The organism is Pseudomonas sp. LAIL14HWK12:I10 (genome assembly GCF_900184205.1).
Lineage (GTDB): Bacteria > Pseudomonadota > Gammaproteobacteria > Pseudomonadales > Pseudomonadaceae > Aquipseudomonas > Aquipseudomonas kermanshahensis.
Map to the genome: position 1 here is coordinate 57,496 of NZ_FXWU01000007.1, position 16,101 is coordinate 73,596.

Sequence of the window (16,101 nt, forward strand, 5' to 3'; positions counted from 1 at the left end):
CGGCCACTTACTGAGGGCCTATAGCTCAGTTGGTTAGAGCAGAGGACTCATAATCCTTTGGTCCACGGTTCGAGTCCGTGTGGGCCCACCAAATACGACAAAGCCGCGCAATCGCGCGGCTTTTCTGTACCTGTTGTCCCGTCCTGATTAAGGACATGCCGCTTAGGCCCGTTTCTTGGATGCCTGGCCTGCATTCGCAAACCCGTTGGCGCCCTTGTTGAGTGACACCTTCCGGCGCCTAGAAGCCTCTAGAGCTTCCTCTTGCCTAGTACAAAGCGCATCCCAGCCCTTCATCGCTAAAGCGACCGTCCTCGGTACAGGTTTTTCGCCACTGCGATAGTAAGCCAGCATACGCCTGCTAAGGCCCAATTCCTGCGCGGCACGGTCCAACGTAAGCCCGTTTTTGGCCATCCAATTCCAAACCAGCTCATGCGAACACTCACCGCTTTGCTCCACTGCTCTGGCGCGGAGGTTGTCGGCAGCAAGCTCCAATTCGTCGTCATCGGCCCAGATGACGGTATCGCTCCACTCGCCAATTGCAGCGGTCGCAAAAACCTCGGGGTCAGATAGCCGTCGCAACGTTGGGTGTTTCGCGATGATAGCGTCCAGCCTCACTGGATATTGCTTTCCATCGGCGAAGGTCAGCAGTAACTCGTTGGGGGCAGTGACAGCGAGCTCTGTCAGCCGGAAGTGTTTGTTGGTCATGGATTCAATCCATCCGAGCGGCAGCAATACCCCTTGGATGTCGCTGCCTCAAAAACCTCATTGTCCGCTCAGCAATGGCGATCATGACAACAGTTAACCGTTAGATTTTGTGATCACCCGAGGCTGCATCTCTACCTGCCGCGCATTGTAAAACGTGGTCCCCGCCGGAATGTCCCGCATCACCAGCGACATGGCACCAATCACCACGTCGTCGCCAATGCTGATCCGGTCCGCCACGATGCAGCTGTTGGCGCCCACGCTGACGTTATCGCCAATGCGCAACGCATACGCCTCCAGCCCTAGGGTCTTGATGCCGATCGAGCAATTCTGCCGGATGAAAAAGTTACGCCCGATGCTCACGTGGCGGGTAATCACCACGCCAGGCAGGTGGGCGATGCGCAGCCCGGGGGCGATTTGGGCGCCGATGTCGATGTCCACGGCGTACTTCAGATTGAGCCGTTGCTGCATGCGCGCGGCATGACGCTGGGCCAGACCGCCTCGTGCGTCGAGGTACTGGGCCAGGCGGAAGGCAAAGAGAAAGCGCAGCTTGTTGTCCTTGCGGGCGCGGCGCAGCACGTTGAACAGCAGGCTGATGCAGCGGCCGGGCTTTTTCTTGTTGGAGACTTCCAGTCGCCAGCATTCGAGCAGGTTTGCGAGGTTCACGGCGTGGGTCCAGTACGGTCGGCCTGCCATGATGCCGAAAGAAAGCCAGTGACGCAGCCTTGCCCTGGTTGCCATTGGCTGGCTAGGCTAGCGGGCCCACTGTAGAGACTTGCCATGTCGGATGCCCGCCACATTTCGCTGGATGAAATCGACCGCCAGCTGATCGCCCTGCTGCAAATCAATGCCCGCGAAAGCGTTGCCACCCTCGCCCGCCTGCTGGGTATCGCGCGCACCACGGTCAACTCACGCCTGGAGCGGCTGGAGAAGAACAAGGTGATCTCAGGCTATGGTGTGCGCCTGGGCCAACACGTGATGGGCGGTGGCTTGCAGGCGTATGTCGGGATCAAGGTGCAGCCCCGTTCCGGCAAGGAGGTGGTGCGGCGTCTCAGTGCCATGGGGCAGGTGCAGCAACTGTGCGCGGTGAGTGGCGAGTTCGATTATGTGGCTTGGCTGCGGACCGACTCGCCGGAGCAACTGGACCAGTTGCTTGACCAGATCGGCAGTGTCGATGGGGTGGAGAAAACCACCACGTCGATCATTTTGAGCAGCAAGGTGGACCGGGGGCAGTTGCTTTGAAAGAGAGGCCGTCGATCATACCTTGGCCTTCGAGTATGCCGTTGAGGCGCAGCAACTCAGGAATCTCTAACCCGAGTCACATGCTGCAATTCACTGGCATCCCAGCACGGCGCCAATGTGTATAGCCTGAAAGGCGGCCCTATTGACGGGCCTGCTCGCCCACCCCAAACTATACGCAGATAACGTACACAAAATGGATGCCATATTTGTTGAGCTACCGCCGTTCGAACGTCATCGAACCGACTACCTGAGCGACAAGGATTTTCACGCCTTGCAGCAATTTCTGTTGAGGCATCCACTTGCAGGTGATGTCATCAAAGGAACAGGCGGCCTCAGGAAACTCCGGTTTTCTGATACGCAGCGCCACAAAGGCAAGCGAAGCGGCACCCGGATCATTTACTACTATTGGCTCTCTGGCGCACAGTTCTGGCTATTCACCATTTACGGAAAAGACATTCAGGATGATCTGACTGATCTTCAGCGTAAGGCGCTAAAAACTCTGCTCGAACGCGAGTGCCTGTCGAGGACAAACCATGCCCCGCAACCTCTTCACTGAGCTCACCGAAGGTCTGCACGCGTTAGCCGAGGAACGCCAAGGCAAAAAGACACTGCGCTCGCATAAGGTCAGCTTCTCCCAGCTCCCTCCGCTTGCCCCTAACGAGTTACTAGAGCTGCGGCAGCGGCTGAACATGTCGAGGGCAGTTTTTGCGAACTACCTCAGGACCAATGCCCGAACGCTTGAGAGTTGGGAACAAGGCCGTTCCAAGCCGAATGCACAGGCAGTCACATTGATTCGCCTGGTACAGAGGTTTCCGGAGACCGTAGATCATCTGGCTTCGCTGACCTAATTCGTCGAAATGACTTAAAGCAGCTCGAATACGACGAATCTAATTACATTTGGCCAACACTCTGCATCTTAATTACGAACCCCCCACGCCCTAAAATGACCCCCAGGCATCTCCTATACTCAGGCTCCGCTCTCTGCGCAGCCCCTCTGGCAAGGTCACTTCATGAACAACAAGAACCGCCACCCCGCCGACGGCAAAAAGCCCATCACCATCTTCGGCCCTGACTTCCCCTTCGCCTTCGATGACTGGCTGGAACACCCGGCCGGCCTGGGCAGCATCCCGGCCGAGCGCCAGGGTGAGGAAGTGGCGATTGTCGGGGCCGGGATCGCTGGCCTGGTAGCGGCTTACGAGTTGATGAAGCTGGGCCTCAAGCCTGTCGTCTATGAAGCGTCGAAACTGGGTGGCCGGCTGCGTTCGCAAGCCTTCAACGGCACCGACGGGATCATCGCCGAGTTGGGTGGCATGCGCTTTCCGGTCTCTTCGACGGCCTTCTACCACTATGTGGACAAGTTGGGCCTGGAGACCAAGCCATTCCCCAACCCGCTGACCCCGGCCTCGGGCAGCACGGTGATCGACCTGGAAGGCCAGACCTACTACGCCGAAAAGGCCGCGGACCTGCCCGACCTTTTCCACGAGGTGGCCGACGCCTGGGCCGACGCCCTGGAAAGCGGCGCTCAATTTGCCGATATCCAGCAGGCGATCCGGGACCGTGATGTACCGCGCCTGAAAGCGCTGTGGAACACGCTGGTGCCCCTGTGGGACGACCGCACGTTCTACGACTTCGTCGCCACCTCGCGCTCGTTCGCCAAGCTGAGCTTCCAGCACCGAGAGGTGTTCGGCCAGGTCGGCTTCGGCACCGGAGGCTGGGACTCGGATTTCCCCAACTCGATGCTGGAAATCTTCCGCGTGGTGATGACCAATTGCGACGACCATCAACACTTGGTCGTGGGCGGCGTCGAGCAGGTGCCGCAAGGCATCTGGCGCCATGTGCCGGAGCGCTGCGCCCATTGGCCGCAAGGCACCAGCCTCAGCTCGCTGCACGGCGGTGCGCCGCGCACCGGGGTCAAACGTATTGCCCGCGCCGCCGATGGCCAGTTGGCGGTGACCGACAACTGGGGCGATACCCGCCATTACGCCGCCGTGCTTGCAACGTGCCAGACCTGGCTGCTGACCACGCAGATCGACTGCGAAGAGTCGCTGTTCTCGCAGAAGATGTGGATGGCCCTGGACCGTACCCGCTACATGCAATCGTCGAAAACCTTCGTGATGGTCGACCGCCCGTTCTGGAAGGACAAAGACCCGCAAACCGGCCGTGACCTGATGAGCATGACGCTCACCGACCGCCTCACCCGCGGTACCTACCTATTCGACAACGGCGACGACAAGCCGGGGGTGATCTGCCTGTCCTACGCCTGGATGAGCGATGCCCTGAAGATGCTCCCGCACCCGGTGGAAAAACGCGTGCAGCTGGCCCTCGACGCACTGAAGAAAATCTACCCGAAGACCGATATCGCCGGGCACATCATCGGCGACCCGATCACCATCTCGTGGGAGGCCGACCCGCACTTTCTCGGTGCCTTCAAGGGCGCGCTGCCGGGCCATTACCGCTACAACCAGCGCATGTACGCGCACTTCATGCAGCAGGACATGCCCGCCGAACAGCGCGGCATGTTCATCGCCGGCGACGACGTGTCGTGGACGCCGGCGTGGGTGGAAGGCGCGGTGCAGACGTCGCTCAATGCCGTGTGGGGTATCATGAATCACTTCGGTGGCCAGACCCACCCGGACAACCCAGGCCCAGGCGATGTGTTCGATGAAATCGGCCCGATCGCCCTGGCCGACTAAGACAAGGAGGCGCCATGCGCATCGCTCTGTTCCAGGGCGCGCCCAACCCACTGGACGTGCCCGGCAATCTGCAACGGCTGCAGCACCAGGCGCAACGGGCGGCTGAACGCGGCGCCCAGCTGTTGGTATGCCCGGAGATGTTCCTGACCGGCTACAACATTGGCCTGGCCCAGGTCGAGCGCCTGGCCGAGGCCAGTGATGGCCCCGCGGCCATGCACGTGGTGGAGATCGCCCAGGCGCATCGCATCGCCATCGCCTATGGCTACCCGGAGCGCAGCGATGATGGCGCGTTCTACAACAGCGTGCAGTTGATCGATGCCCATGGTCGCAGCCTGTGCAACTACCGTAAGACGCACCTGTTCGGTGAGCTGGACCGCTCGATGTTCAGCGCAGGCCCCGACCATTTCCCCGTTGTGGAACTGGAAGGCTGGAAGGTCGGCCTGCTGATCTGCTACGACATCGAGTTTCCGGAGAACGCCCGGCGCTTGGCGCTGGACGGCGCCGAACTGATCCTGGTACCGACGGCGAACATGGCGCCTTACGATTTCATCTGCCAGGTGACGGTGCGAGCGCGGGCGCAGGAGAACCAGTGTTACCTGGTGTATGCCAACTATTGTGGGGCCGAGGGCAACATCCAGTATTGCGGGCAGAGCAGCATCATCGGCCCAGATGGCAGCCTGCTGGCCATGGCCGGTCGGGACGAGTGCCAGTTGCTGGCCGAGCTTGCGAGTGAGCAGGTGGTAGAAGGGCGCAAGGCGTTTCCTTACCTGACCGATTTGCGCCAGGAGCTGCATGTGCGCGAGGGCTGACAGGGGCCGCGTTGCGGCCCAATCGCCGGCAAGCCGGCTCCCACCCGAACTGTGTAGCCTCAAAGGCTAGCGCCGCACCTGTGAGAGCAACTGTCTTTGAGGATTTTTTTGAAGTTGGCCCAGTAGGCGCCGGCTTGCCGGCGATTGGGCCAGGCCAGGCAGCACAAATGCGTTAGCATGAACGCGTACCTGGAGCCCTCATGCCTGACGCCACGCAGCACCTCACCCTCGCCAACGGCTTGCAGCTGACCCTGCGCCATGCCCCGCGCCTCAAGCGTGCGGCGGCCGCGTTGCGGGTGCAGGCAGGCAGCCACGATGCCCCGGCAAAATGGCCAGGTATGGCGCACTTTCTCGAACACCTGTTCTTCCTGGGCACAGCGCGCTTCCCGTTGGAAGACGGCCTGATGCGGTATGTGCAGGCCCTCGGTGGCCAGGTCAACGCCAGCACCCGTGAGCGCACCACCGACTTTTTCTTCGAGGTCCCCCCCGCGGCTTTGGCCGGCGGGCTGGAGCGCCTGTGCCAGATGCTGGCCGAACCCGACCTTGGCATCGAGCGCCAGCGCCGGGAGCGTGAGGTCATTCATGCCGAGTTCATCGCCTGGTCGCGTAACCCGCAGGCTCAGCAGCAATTCGCCCTGCTGCAGTCGGTTTCGCCCCAGCATCCGCTGAGCAGTTTTCAGGCGGGCAATCGTTACACCCTCGCCCTGCAAGATCCTGCGTTTCAACGCGCCCTTGGCCTGTTTCACCAATGCTTCTACCAAGGTGGGCAGATCACACTGAGCCTGTGCGGCCCACAACCGCTGGAAGCACTGGAACGCCTGGGCCGGGAATTTGGCAGCCTGTTCCAGGCCGGTAGCCGTGCAGCGCAGGCATCGCCGCCGCCACTGCGCAGGGCCGGGCAGCCACTGACGTTCGCCCACGATAGCCTGCCAGAAGGTGCCGAGCGCGCACTGGGGTTGCTGATCGACCTGCTCGACGACAGCCGACCAGGCGGATGGCTGAGTGCGCTTCGCCAGCGCGGTTGGCTGCAAGGCTTCAAAGCCGAAACGCTGTATGCGTTCGCCGGGCAGTTGCTCTGGCACATCGACCTGCAGCTCGGGGCTGATGCCTGCAAGGATGAGGCGATCGCATTGCTGCACAGCTGGTTCGGTTTTATCCGTCAGGCCGATCCGCAGCGGCTGAACGCCGCGTTCAGTCAATTGCAGCGCAGCCGTGAGTGGGCCGCCAGCCCGCTGGAGCTGGCACGACGGGACAGCTCAGGCCAGCCCTTCGCCGCACTCGACGAACAAGGCCTGAGTGCGCTGAAGGCACTGCTTGCCAGCCTTCCCAGCGGCGAGCATGGTCAATGGCAGATACCCACCGCAGACGCTCTGCTGACCGCCGCACCGCCCCCCGCGACCGCGCCGTTACCCAACGCACTGGCCATCAGCGACATGCTCCCGGCATCACGCCAATACGCCGCCCTTTATCTGCGCTGGCACCTGCCCTCAAGCCTGCGCCATGGCGTGTTCCCAATCCTTTGCCAGGCGCTGCGCCCCTTGCAGGAGCGCGCCGAACGCGCCGGGCTGCACCTACAGTTCAGCGAAGCTGGCGAATACTGGCAGCTACAGTGCGCCGGCCAACCGTCGGCAGTGATGAACGCCGTCACCGAAGCCCTCGCGCTGCTGAACGCGCCCTCACCTGCCGATTGGCACACCCAGCCGCCGCCCGCGCCCGCCCTGATCCCGATCAGAGCCCTGCTCAAGCGACTGCCTGATGCCATGCATACCCACAAGGCCGAACCGCTACCCGCGGGCTCGCTCGAACCGAGGCAGCTTGCGCAGGCGTGGGAACAGGCCCGCTGGCATGGCCTGGCACTGGGCTTTGAAGACACGGGCCCACTCGGCACCGTGCTGGCCCACTGCCCCGGGCAAGGCGCCACGGCCACTGCGCCGCCCCAGTGGCAGGCCCGTCGATGGGTAGACGCTGCACTGGCCGGCAGCGAAAACGCGGTGTTGCTGTTCTGCCCAGTGCCCGCTGACCAGCAAGCCATCGGCCGCCTGCTCGCGCAGCTGTTGCAGGGGCCGGTGTATCAACGCCTACGGGTAGAACTGCAACTGGGCTACGCGGTGTTCAGCGCCTTCCGTCAGATTGAAGGCTGCGCTGGCCTGCTGTTTGGCGTGCAATCGCCCCATGCCACCCCTGCTCAAATTCTCGCTCACCTGCAACCGGTCCTAAGCAAAGGCGTGGTGCTCGACAGCGCAGCACAGCAGGCGCTGGCCGAGCAGTTCGCCGAGCCTGCGATGGCCAATGCCGAGGTGGCCGAATGGGCGTGGCAGACACACCTGGCGACACGACCCGACAGGCTGAATGACCTACAGTGGTCTATCCTCATGGCTCGGCAAGCGGACCTTGATGCGCTACTTGGCAGTCTTCTGGCCCCTCATGCCCCTTGGCTCTGCCTGGCCAACAGCGCACCGCCAGACCCATCCTGGCAATAGCAAAAACGAGGATTGTTACGTTAACTGCAAGGGCGCTTTTCGAAGAATTAACCTTTCGGTACAAATTTTTCTTGTAAGATAGCGCAATCTCAGTCAAGGGAACCTCCGGCGTACGGCGGTACCCAATAAGTAGCTGACCAACTCAACCCCGTTCGGAAGGAGTCATCCCATGTGGACCAAACCTGCATACACTGATCTGCGTATCGGCTTCGAAGTCACCATGTACTTCGCCAACCGCTAAGCCCTGCTTACGGTTCGACGCCTCGGCCCGCCGGGGCGTTTGTGTTTTTTGGATACGGTTTCCCGGTAGAGAGTGGCCATGTACATCCAGATTCTCGGTTCTGCCGCCGGCGGCGGCTTCCCCCAGTGGAACTGCAACTGCGTCAACTGCAAGGGCTACCGCGACGGCAGCCTGCGGGCCACGGCGCGCACGCAATCGTCCATCGCGCTGTCCGACGATGGCGAGCACTGGGTCTTGTGCAATGCCTCGCCCGACATCCGCGCCCAACTGCAGGCCTTCGCGCCGATGCAGCCGGCCCGCGCCCTGCGCGATACCGGCATCAATGCCATCGTCCTGCTCGACAGCCAGATCGACCACACCACCGGCCTGCTCAGCCTGCGCGAAGGCTGCCCGCACCCGGTGTGGTGCACAGACATGGTCCACCAAGACCTGACCACCGGCTTTCCGCTGTTCAACATGCTCAGCCACTGGAACGGCGGCCTGCAATGGAACCGTATCGAGCTCGAAGGCAGCTTCGTTATCGACGCCTGCCCCAACCTCAGGTTCACGCCCTTCCCCCTGCGCAGCGCCGCGCCCCCCTATTCGCCGCACCGCTTCGACCCGCACCCGGGTGACAACCTGGGCTTGCTGGTCGAAGACACCCGCACCGGTGGCAAGCTGTTCTACGCCCCGGGCCTGGGCCAGGTCGACGACAAGCTGCTGGCGATGATGCACGGCGCCGACTGCCTGCTGGTCGACGGCACCCTGTGGGAAGACGATGAAATGCAGCGCCGTGGTGTCGGCACCCGCACCGGTCGCGAGATGGGCCACCTGGCGCAAAACGGCCCCGGCGGTATGCTCGAGGTGCTCGATGGTTTCCCGCGCCAGCGCAAGGTACTTATCCACATCAACAACACCAACCCGATTCTCGATGAAGACTCGCCAGAACGGGCTGAGGTCCAGCGTCGAGGCGTTGAAGTCGCCTTCGATGGCATGAGCATCGAGCTTTAAGGAGGCCTGATGAGCGACCCATTGCCGATGTCCCCTGCCGAATTCGAGCAGGCCCTGCGCGCCAAAGGTGCCTACTACCATATTCATCACCCGTATCACGTGGCGATGTACCAGGGCCGCGCCAGCCGCGAGCAGATCCAGGGCTGGGTAGCCAACCGCTTCTACTACCAGGTCAACATCCCGATGAAGGATGCCGCGATCCTGGCCAACTGCCCGGACCGCGAAGTACGCCGTGAGTGGATCCAGCGCCTGCTCGACCATGACGGCGCGCCTGGCGAAGACGGCGGTATTGAGGCCTGGCTGCGCCTTGGCCAGGCCGTGGGCCTGGACCCTGATCAACTGCGCTCCCAGGAGCTGGTACTGCCCGGCGTGCGCTTTGCCGTCGACGCCTACGTCAACTTCGCCCGCCGCGCCAGTTGGCAAGAGGCGGCCAGCAGCTCGCTGACCGAGCTGTTCGCCCCGCAGATCCACCAGTCGCGCCTGGACAGCTGGCCACAGCACTACCCCTGGATCGACCCCGCCGGCTACGAATACTTCCGCACGCGCCTGGGCCAGGCGCGGCGTGATGTCGAGCACGGCCTGGCAATCACCTTGCAGCACTACACCACCCGTGCGGGCCAGGAGCGTATGCTGGAGATCCTGCAGTTCAAGCTGGATATTCTTTGGAGCATGCTCGATGCCATGAGCATGGCCTACGAGCTGAACCGCCCGCCTTATCATTCGGTCACCCAGGAACGGGTCTGGCACAAGGGGATCGCCCTATGAGTTTCGATCGCAAGCAAGTGCCCAACTGGCGCCCCGGCTACCGCTTCCAGTACGAGCCGGCACAGAAAGGCCATGTGTTGCTGTACCCCGAGGGCATGATCAAGCTCAACGAAAGCGCTGCGCTGATCGGTGGCCTGATCGATGGCCAGCGCGACGTCGCGGCAATCATTGCCGAACTTGCACGGCAGTTCCCCGATGTGCCGGAAGTTGCCGACGACATCGAGCAGTTCATGGAGGTGGCCCGTGGCGAACACTGGATCGTCCTCGCCTGAGTTGCCGGCCACGCCCGAGGTCGGCTTGCCGCTGTGGCTGCTGGCCGAGCTCACCTACCGTTGCCCGCTGCAATGCCCGTACTGCTCCAACCCGCTGGACTTTGCCGCCCAAGGCCAAGAACTAAGCACCGCGCAGTGGTTCAAGGTGATGGCCGAAGCGCGAGAAATGGGCGCCGCGCAGATTGGCTTCTCCGGCGGCGAACCGCTGGTGCGCCAGGACCTCGCCGAGCTGATCGGTGAGGCCCGTCGGCTGGGCTACTACACCAACCTGATCACCTCCGGCATCGGCCTGACCGAAGCCCGCATCGCCGAATTCAAAAAAGCCGGCCTGGACCATATCCAGATCAGCTTCCAGGCCAGCGACGAGCAGGTGAACAACCTGCTGGCCGGCTCGAAAAAGGCCTTCGCGCAGAAGCTGGAGATGGCCCGTGCCGTGAAGGCCCACGGCTACCCGATGGTGCTCAACTTCGTCACCCATCGGCACAACATCGACAAGATCGACCGCATCATCGAGCTGTGCATCGCCCTCGAAGCTGACTTCGTCGAGCTCGCCACCTGCCAGTTCTATGGCTGGGCGCACCTCAACCGCCTGGGCCTGCTGCCGACCCGCGCGCAATTGGAGCGCGCCGAGCGCATCACCAACCAATACCGTGACAAGCTCAAGGCCGAGGGCAACCCCTGCAAGCTGATCTTCGTCACCCCGGACTATTACGAAGAGCGCCCCAAGGCCTGCATGAATGGCTGGGGCAGCCTGTTCCTGACCATCACCCCGGACGGCACCGCCCTGCCCTGCCACGGCGCCCGCCAACTGCCGGTGCAGTTCCCCAACGTGCGTGACCACGACCTGCGGCATATCTGGTACGACTCGTTCGGCTTCAACCGTTTCCGCGGTTACCAATGGATGCCTGAGCCCTGCCGCTCGTGCGATGAGAAGGAAAAGGACTTCGGCGGTTGCCGTTGCCAGGCCTTCATGCTCACCGGCGATGCCAGTAACGCCGACCCGGTGTGCGCAAAATCGGCTGACCACGGCATCATCCTCAAGGCCCGCGAGGAGGCAGAAACCGCCCAACTCGCGATTGAAGAGATGACCTTCCGCAATGAACGAAACTCCCGTGTCATCGCTCGCGGCTGAATTCAGCGCAGCCCAGGCCGTTGCTGCAGGCACCGACTTCGCCGAGCTCAAGGTCAGCCCAGCCGGGCTGTTCTGGAACGAATTTCGCCCGGCCGATGGTGCCTGCCGAATCTGGCACTGGCACCAGTACCAAGCCCAGTGCCTGACACCGGGTGGCTTCAGTGTGCGCAGCCGGGTGTACGAATACGGCGGCGGCAGTTTCTGCGTCGGCGGTGACGGGCTGGTCTTCGTCAACGAAACGGATCAACAGGTGTATACCCAAGGGCTGGACGGCGAAGTGCCGCGCCCGCTGACCCAGGCTGACGACTGCCGCTACGGCGATGTGCACTGGCATGACGGCCAGGTGCTGGCAGTCGAGGAGCACCATGGGCCAACCGTGGAGCATCGCCTGGTTGCCCTGCGCGAAGGCGCCCGCGAGGTGCTGGCTGAAGGTGCCGACTTCTACGCGTCACCCACCTTGAGCAGCGACGGGCAGCGCTTGGCCTGGGTCGAATGGGACCGCCCGGCGCAACCTTGGACACAGACGCGCTTGCTGCTGCGCGAGCGTGATAGCAGCGGCGCCTGGGGGCCTGCGCGCTGCGTGGCGGGCTTGGACGAATCCCTGCAACAACCGCGTTTCGATGCGCAAGGCCGCTTGTATTGCCTGTCGGACCGCAATGGCTTCTGGCAGCCCTGGGGGGAGATCGCCGGGCACTGGCAGGCCCTGCCTGCCGAACCCGCCGACCATGCCGGCGCGCCCTGGCAACTGGGTACCAGCACCTGGCTCGCCCTGGGGCCGCAACGCTATGTAGCCAGTTGGTTCGAGGATGGCTTTGCGCAGTTAGGGCTGATAACCGCGAACCAGCAAGTGGAGCGTTTTGCCAGCGCCTACACCCGCTTTCGCAGCCTGGCGATGGATGCCGGGCAGCTCTATGCCATCGCCGCCTCGCCCGTCAGCCCACCCGCCGTCATTGCCATCGACCTGAGCAATCATGAGGTGCGGGTACTGGCCGGTGGTGCCGAGGTGCTGCCCGCCGAATGCATCAGCAAGCCGCAGGCCATGCGCTACGCCAGCGGCAACGGTATCGCCCATGGTTTCTTCTACCCGGCCATGAACGCCAAAGCGCCCGCGCCCTTGGTGGTGTTTATCCATGGCGGGCCGACCTCGGCGTGCTACCCAGCGCTCGACCCACGCATCCAGTATTGGACCCAGCGCGGCTTCGCCGTCGCCGACCTCAATTACCGCGGCAGCACGGGTTATGGCCGGGCCTATCGCCAGGCGCTGCACCTGCGCTGGGGCGAGAGCGATGTCGAGGATGCCTGCGCGGCGGTTGCGCACCTAGCGAGTCTGGGGCTGATCGACCCGAGCAACGCCTTCATTCGCGGCGGCAGCGCGGGCGGCTACACCACGCTATGTGCTTTGGCCTTCCATGATGTGTTCCGGGCCGGCGCCAGCCTGTATGGCGTCAGTGACCCTGTCGCACTGGGCCGCGCCACGCACAAGTTCGAAGGGGATTACCTGGACTGGTTGATCGGCGACCCGCTGCAGGACGCCGAACGTTATCGCGCACGCACGCCTCTGCTGCATGCAGCTCAGATCAAGGTGCCAGTGATTTTCTTCCAGGGTGAGCTGGATGCGGTGGTGGTGCCAGAGCAGACGCGCCTGATGCTGGACGCCCTGAAGGCAAATGGCATTGCAGCCGAGGGGCACTTCTATGCGGGAGAACGGCACGGGTTCCGTAATGCACAGAACCTGGCGCATGCGTTGGAAGAGGAATGGGCGTTTTATTGCCGGGTGTTGGGCCAGTAAAGCCAAGGGGGCCGCACTGCGGCCCCGCGTTTCTTAGCGCTTGGCGATGATATACACCGCGTGCACGATCCCCGGAATGTACCCACACAGCGTCAGCAGAATATTCAGCCAGAACGCCCCGGCAAAACCCACCTGCAGAAACACCCCAAGCGGCGGCAGCAAGATGGCGATGATGATGCGAATGAAGTCCATGCAAGTCTCTCCTGAAGGGTTACAACAGAGACTAGCCGCGCGTCGTAGAGGTTCCACGTTGGGCGCCAGGTAAAAAGGTAAAGATAGGGTGAAGGCTGCCAAGTGCTTGTCTTGGTTTTTGAGGTGGTGCGCAAATCGAGCGCCGCGCGGGCGGCGCTCGATCTTCCAGGCGCAGAAGATCCAGCGACAAGCACCCCAAAAAAAACGCCCCGGGCCAAATGAAACAGGCCAGGGGCGATGCGCAGGAACGCCAGACGGTTCGTTGAATTCGGTTACGCCGGCATTTCGCGGCGGGCTTGCTGCTGTGCATGCAGGCGGGCAAAGGCGCGGGCCAGGCGCAGGAGCATTTCGTCGATGTTGCCCTTGCTCACGGTCAGCGCCGGCGAGAAACGCACCACATCCGCCTGCGGTGCATTGAGCAGCAGGCCTTCATGCAGGGCGGCCGTTACCAGGTTCTGGGCGACGCCTTCGTGCAGTTGCAGGGCCCACAGCAGCCCCAGGCCACGCACCTCGCCCTGGCCATAACGGCCAGCCAGGCGGCTCAGGCCTTCGCGCAGGTGGCGGCCGCTGTCCTGCACATGCTCGAAAAAACCAGGCTCCAGCACGGTGTCCAGCACTGCCAGGCCTGCCGCGCTCATCAGCGCGTTGCCATGGTGGCTGCCTTCCAGCTCACCCGGTTCGGCGCAGCAAGCGGTGCCGCGTGCCAGCAAGGCGGCCAGCGGTACCCCACCGCCCAAGCCCTTGCCCAGGGTGATGATGTCGGCACGTACCCCGTAAATCTGCTCGGCGAGCAGCGCACCACACCGGCCGATACCGGTCTGGACTTCATCCAGAATCAGCAGGATGCCCAGCTCGCGGCACAGCGTTTCGACGCCTTTGAGGTACGCCTGTGTGGCGGGAATAACGCCCGCCTCGCCCTGGATCGGCTCAAGCATGATCGCCACGGTGCGCGAGTTCACTTCCGCATGCAGTGCCGCCAGATCATTGAAAGGCACCTTGCTGAAGCCCGGCAGCCCAGGCTCGCAGCGATTGCACGGCAGCGGGTCAGAGGCTGACAGCGCGCCCAGGCTGCGGCCGTGGCAAGCCTGGCTGGCGGTGATGATGTGATAGGCGCCATTGCGGTGCAGCTGGCCCCATTTGCGCGCCAGCTTGATCGACCCTTCGCACGCTTCGGCGCCGCTGTTCAGCAGGTAGGCCTGGTCGCTGCCGGTGCTCTGGCACAGGCGGTTGACCAGCGCCAGCCGGCCGCGGCTGTGAAACCCCGAACCCGGGTTGATCAGCGCCTGGGCCTGATTGCCCAGCGCCTTGACCAGTACGCTGGGGCTGTGGCCGAGGCTGTTCACCGCGCCGCCCTGGGTGAAGTCCAAGAAGGCATGCCCTTCGCTGTCCCACAACCACGAGCCCTGGCCGCGCACGAAAACCTGCGGGGCACGTTCGGTACTCGGCATCAGGCGCTCACGGGACAACTGCGGCGCATCCGCCACGGTCACCGGCGCACGCTCGGGCTCGGCGACGGCGGCGGCAGCCGAGCGACGCAGGTTGAACAGGTTCATCAGGGCTCCAACCAATCACGGTAAAGGGCGGCCAATGTGCGGTCTTGATGCCGGCACTTGATATTCAGCCTTGCCTATCAAAAGTGTTTTTCATCCGGGGTAACAATCCGGCCCGATGACCGCTGTAACCCACTGGAATACGGCGATAGACTAGGCGCCACGACGGGTTTCGACCATTTCGTTTTTCCAGCATTTTCGATAAGTGTTACTTATGGATTTCCGCCAACTGCGTTATTTCGTCGCGGTGTACGAAGAAGGCCATGTCGGCCGCGCCGCCGAGCGCCTGTCTTTGTCCCAACCCGCGCTTTCCCAGCAGATCCGCCAACTGGAGCACAGCCTCGACCTGAGCTTGTTCGAGCGCAGCAACAAGCGCCTGCTGCCGACCTTGGCCGCCCACACGCTGTACAACCATGCCCTGCCGCTGCTCGATGGCCTGCAACGCGCCCAGGAGGCCATGCGCAACTTCAAGGGCCAGTCTTTGCGTACCCTGGCCATCGGCGTGCTGCAGACCGTGCGGCCCAGCCTGGTGCCGCAGTTGCTCGAACGCTTGCGCAAGGCCCAGCCGCACCTTGTGGTGCAAATCTACGAGCTGTCGGGGCTGGAAATCGAACGGCGCCTGCTCAATGGCAGCCTGGACATCGGCATCAGTTACCTGCCACCGCGCCAACCCGGGCTGCATGGCCTGTTGCTGTACGAAGATGAACTGCAGTTGGTCATCCCCGACACCCATCCCTTGAAGGACTTCAAGAAGGTGTCGATCCGCCAGGCCGCTGAACTGCCCATGCTGATGCTGGGCGAAGAGTTTCAGATTCGACAGATCTGGCAGGCGCAACTGGCCAGCCAGGGCCGTCGGCCGCAGGTGCAGGCAGAGATGAACAACATGGCGGGGATTCTCGACAGCCTGGCCCATACGGCGCTGGCTACCATCTTGCCGGGGCGGGCCAAGGACGCGGCCGAGGATGACCAGGGGCTGCTGTGGAAGCCATTGAGCGAGCCGCGGGTGCCGCTCAAGGTCGGGCTGGTGTTCCGCGATGCGCAGCGCCAGCAAGCCTCGGTGGAGCTGCTGCGTACGTTACTGGAAGAAGAGACAGACGCGCGCCAGCTGGGGGGCTCGCCTCTGGATGTGCTGGGCTGACAAAACACGCGCACAAAGAAAACCCCGCCGAAGCGGGGTTTTCCAGACTGTTTCCCTGTGACATCCGTATCGCCCCGCCATCCTGGCAGGTGGTCCTTCGTCGTCT

17 protein-coding genes and 1 tRNA gene are annotated in these 16,101 nt (G+C 63.0%); 14 read left to right on the top strand and 4 right to left on the bottom strand.

The window, feature by feature from the left end; all coding sequences use genetic code 11:
- Positions 1-14: 14 nt before the first annotated feature.
- Positions 15-91, top strand: a tRNA-Ile gene (locus QOS90_RS16795).
- Between the two features lie 71 nt (positions 92-162).
- On the opposite strand, the gene QOS90_RS16800 is transcribed toward QOS90_RS16795, so the two are convergent.
- The gene (locus tag QOS90_RS16800) at positions 163-705 is read right to left on the bottom strand and encodes a DUF2442 domain-containing protein (protein ID WP_085274066.1); all 543 of its coding nucleotides are present in this window, start codon (positions 703-705) and stop codon (positions 163-165) included.
- Positions 706-798: 93 nt separating this feature from the next.
- Entirely contained in the window at positions 799-1,368 is a 570-nt protein-coding gene (locus QOS90_RS16805) for a serine acetyltransferase (RefSeq protein ID WP_085274065.1), read from the bottom strand.
- A gap of 114 nt (positions 1,369-1,482) precedes the next feature.
- Between QOS90_RS16805 and QOS90_RS16810 the strand changes: the two genes are divergently transcribed.
- The 12 genes from QOS90_RS16810 (at position 1,483) to QOS90_RS16865 (ending at position 13,115) form a co-directional block, all read left to right on the top strand.
- Positions 1,483-1,944 (top strand): Lrp/AsnC family transcriptional regulator, encoded by a 462-nt coding sequence (locus tag QOS90_RS16810; RefSeq protein WP_085274064.1) that lies wholly within the window; start codon positions 1,483-1,485, stop codon positions 1,942-1,944.
- Between the two features lie 193 nt (positions 1,945-2,137).
- Complete coding sequence (locus QOS90_RS16815; protein ID WP_027594368.1) at positions 2,138-2,500, top strand: hypothetical protein; 363 nt, start codon at positions 2,138-2,140, stop codon at positions 2,498-2,500.
- Entirely contained in the window at positions 2,478-2,792 is a 315-nt protein-coding gene (locus tag QOS90_RS16820) for a helix-turn-helix domain-containing protein (protein ID WP_027594367.1), read from the top strand. Before QOS90_RS16815 ends, QOS90_RS16820 begins: the two co-directional genes overlap by 23 nt.
- Before the next feature lie 162 nt (positions 2,793-2,954).
- Positions 2,955-4,637 (top strand): flavin monoamine oxidase family protein, encoded by a 1,683-nt coding sequence (locus QOS90_RS16825; protein ID WP_027594366.1) that lies wholly within the window; start codon positions 2,955-2,957, stop codon positions 4,635-4,637.
- Positions 4,638-4,651: 14 nt separating this feature from the next.
- Complete coding sequence (locus QOS90_RS16830; protein ID WP_085274063.1) at positions 4,652-5,446, top strand: carbon-nitrogen hydrolase family protein; 795 nt, start codon at positions 4,652-4,654, stop codon at positions 5,444-5,446.
- 200 nt (positions 5,447-5,646) lie between these two features.
- Positions 5,647-7,926 (top strand): pyrroloquinoline quinone biosynthesis protein PqqF, encoded by a 2,280-nt coding sequence (gene pqqF / locus QOS90_RS16835; RefSeq protein ID WP_085274062.1) that lies wholly within the window; start codon positions 5,647-5,649, stop codon positions 7,924-7,926.
- A 169-nt stretch (positions 7,927-8,095) separates the two neighbouring features.
- Positions 8,096-8,167, top strand: a complete 72-nt coding sequence (gene pqqA / locus QOS90_RS16840; protein WP_003243383.1) for a pyrroloquinoline quinone precursor peptide PqqA — start codon at positions 8,096-8,098, stop codon at positions 8,165-8,167.
- 78 nt (positions 8,168-8,245) lie between these two features.
- Positions 8,246-9,157: a pyrroloquinoline quinone biosynthesis protein PqqB gene (gene pqqB / locus QOS90_RS16845; protein WP_027594363.1), complete on the top strand. Its 912-nt coding sequence runs from the start codon at positions 8,246-8,248 to the stop codon at positions 9,155-9,157.
- 9 nt (positions 9,158-9,166) lie between these two features.
- Positions 9,167-9,922, top strand: a complete 756-nt coding sequence (pqqC, locus tag QOS90_RS16850; protein WP_027594362.1) for a pyrroloquinoline-quinone synthase PqqC — start codon at positions 9,167-9,169, stop codon at positions 9,920-9,922.
- Complete coding sequence (gene pqqD, locus QOS90_RS16855) at positions 9,919-10,194, top strand: pyrroloquinoline quinone biosynthesis peptide chaperone PqqD (protein ID WP_027594361.1); 276 nt, start codon at positions 9,919-9,921, stop codon at positions 10,192-10,194. The genes pqqC and pqqD overlap by 4 nt, the downstream gene beginning before the upstream one ends.
- On the top strand, positions 10,166-11,326 hold the full coding sequence (gene pqqE / locus QOS90_RS16860) for a pyrroloquinoline quinone biosynthesis protein PqqE (RefSeq protein ID WP_027594360.1): 1,161 nt from the start codon (positions 10,166-10,168) through the stop codon (positions 11,324-11,326). The genes pqqD and pqqE overlap by 29 nt, the downstream gene beginning before the upstream one ends.
- Positions 11,292-13,115 (top strand): S9 family peptidase, encoded by a 1,824-nt coding sequence (locus QOS90_RS16865; protein WP_033694192.1) that lies wholly within the window; start codon positions 11,292-11,294, stop codon positions 13,113-13,115. The genes pqqE and QOS90_RS16865 overlap by 35 nt, the downstream gene beginning before the upstream one ends.
- Positions 13,116-13,148: 33 nt before the next feature.
- Here the strand turns inward: QOS90_RS16865 and QOS90_RS16870 are convergent, their stop codons facing one another.
- Together QOS90_RS16870 and QOS90_RS16875 are read right to left on the bottom strand one after the other, a co-directional pair.
- A complete protein-coding gene (locus QOS90_RS16870) occupies positions 13,149-13,307 on the bottom strand; it encodes a YqaE/Pmp3 family membrane protein (protein ID WP_007904205.1) in 159 nt (52 codons plus the stop codon).
- A gap of 272 nt (positions 13,308-13,579) precedes the next feature.
- On the bottom strand, positions 13,580-14,860 hold the full coding sequence (locus QOS90_RS16875) for an aspartate aminotransferase family protein (protein WP_027594358.1): 1,281 nt from the start codon (positions 14,858-14,860) through the stop codon (positions 13,580-13,582).
- 211 nt (positions 14,861-15,071) lie between these two features.
- Between QOS90_RS16875 and QOS90_RS16880 the strand changes: the two genes are divergently transcribed.
- Entirely contained in the window at positions 15,072-15,995 is a 924-nt protein-coding gene (locus QOS90_RS16880) for a LysR family transcriptional regulator (RefSeq protein ID WP_085274061.1), read from the top strand.
- Positions 15,996-16,101 lie beyond the last annotated feature (106 nt).

Coding starts and splice junctions, on each gene's coding strand:
- QOS90_RS16800 (WP_085274066.1), bottom strand. CDS start 705: ATGACCAACAAACACTTCCGGCTGACAGAGCTCGCTGTCACTGCCCCC.
- QOS90_RS16810 (WP_085274064.1), top strand. CDS start 1,483: ATGTCGGATGCCCGCCACATTTCGCTGGATGAAATCGACCGCCAGCTG.
- QOS90_RS16815 (WP_027594368.1), top strand. CDS start 2,138: ATGGATGCCATATTTGTTGAGCTACCGCCGTTCGAACGTCATCGAACC.
- QOS90_RS16820 (WP_027594367.1), top strand. CDS start 2,478: ATGCCCCGCAACCTCTTCACTGAGCTCACCGAAGGTCTGCACGCGTTA.
- QOS90_RS16825 (WP_027594366.1), top strand. CDS start 2,955: ATGAACAACAAGAACCGCCACCCCGCCGACGGCAAAAAGCCCATCACC.
- QOS90_RS16830 (WP_085274063.1), top strand. CDS start 4,652: ATGCGCATCGCTCTGTTCCAGGGCGCGCCCAACCCACTGGACGTGCCC.
- pqqF (WP_085274062.1), top strand. CDS start 5,647: ATGCCTGACGCCACGCAGCACCTCACCCTCGCCAACGGCTTGCAGCTG.
- pqqB (WP_027594363.1), top strand. CDS start 8,246: ATGTACATCCAGATTCTCGGTTCTGCCGCCGGCGGCGGCTTCCCCCAG.
- pqqC (WP_027594362.1), top strand. CDS start 9,167: ATGAGCGACCCATTGCCGATGTCCCCTGCCGAATTCGAGCAGGCCCTG.
- pqqD (WP_027594361.1), top strand. CDS start 9,919: ATGAGTTTCGATCGCAAGCAAGTGCCCAACTGGCGCCCCGGCTACCGC.
- QOS90_RS16865 (WP_033694192.1), top strand. CDS start 11,292: ATGAACGAAACTCCCGTGTCATCGCTCGCGGCTGAATTCAGCGCAGCC.
- QOS90_RS16870 (WP_007904205.1), bottom strand. CDS start 13,307: ATGGACTTCATTCGCATCATCATCGCCATCTTGCTGCCGCCGCTTGGG.
- QOS90_RS16875 (WP_027594358.1), bottom strand. CDS start 14,860: ATGAACCTGTTCAACCTGCGTCGCTCGGCTGCCGCCGCCGTCGCCGAG.
- QOS90_RS16880 (WP_085274061.1), top strand. CDS start 15,072: ATGGATTTCCGCCAACTGCGTTATTTCGTCGCGGTGTACGAAGAAGGC.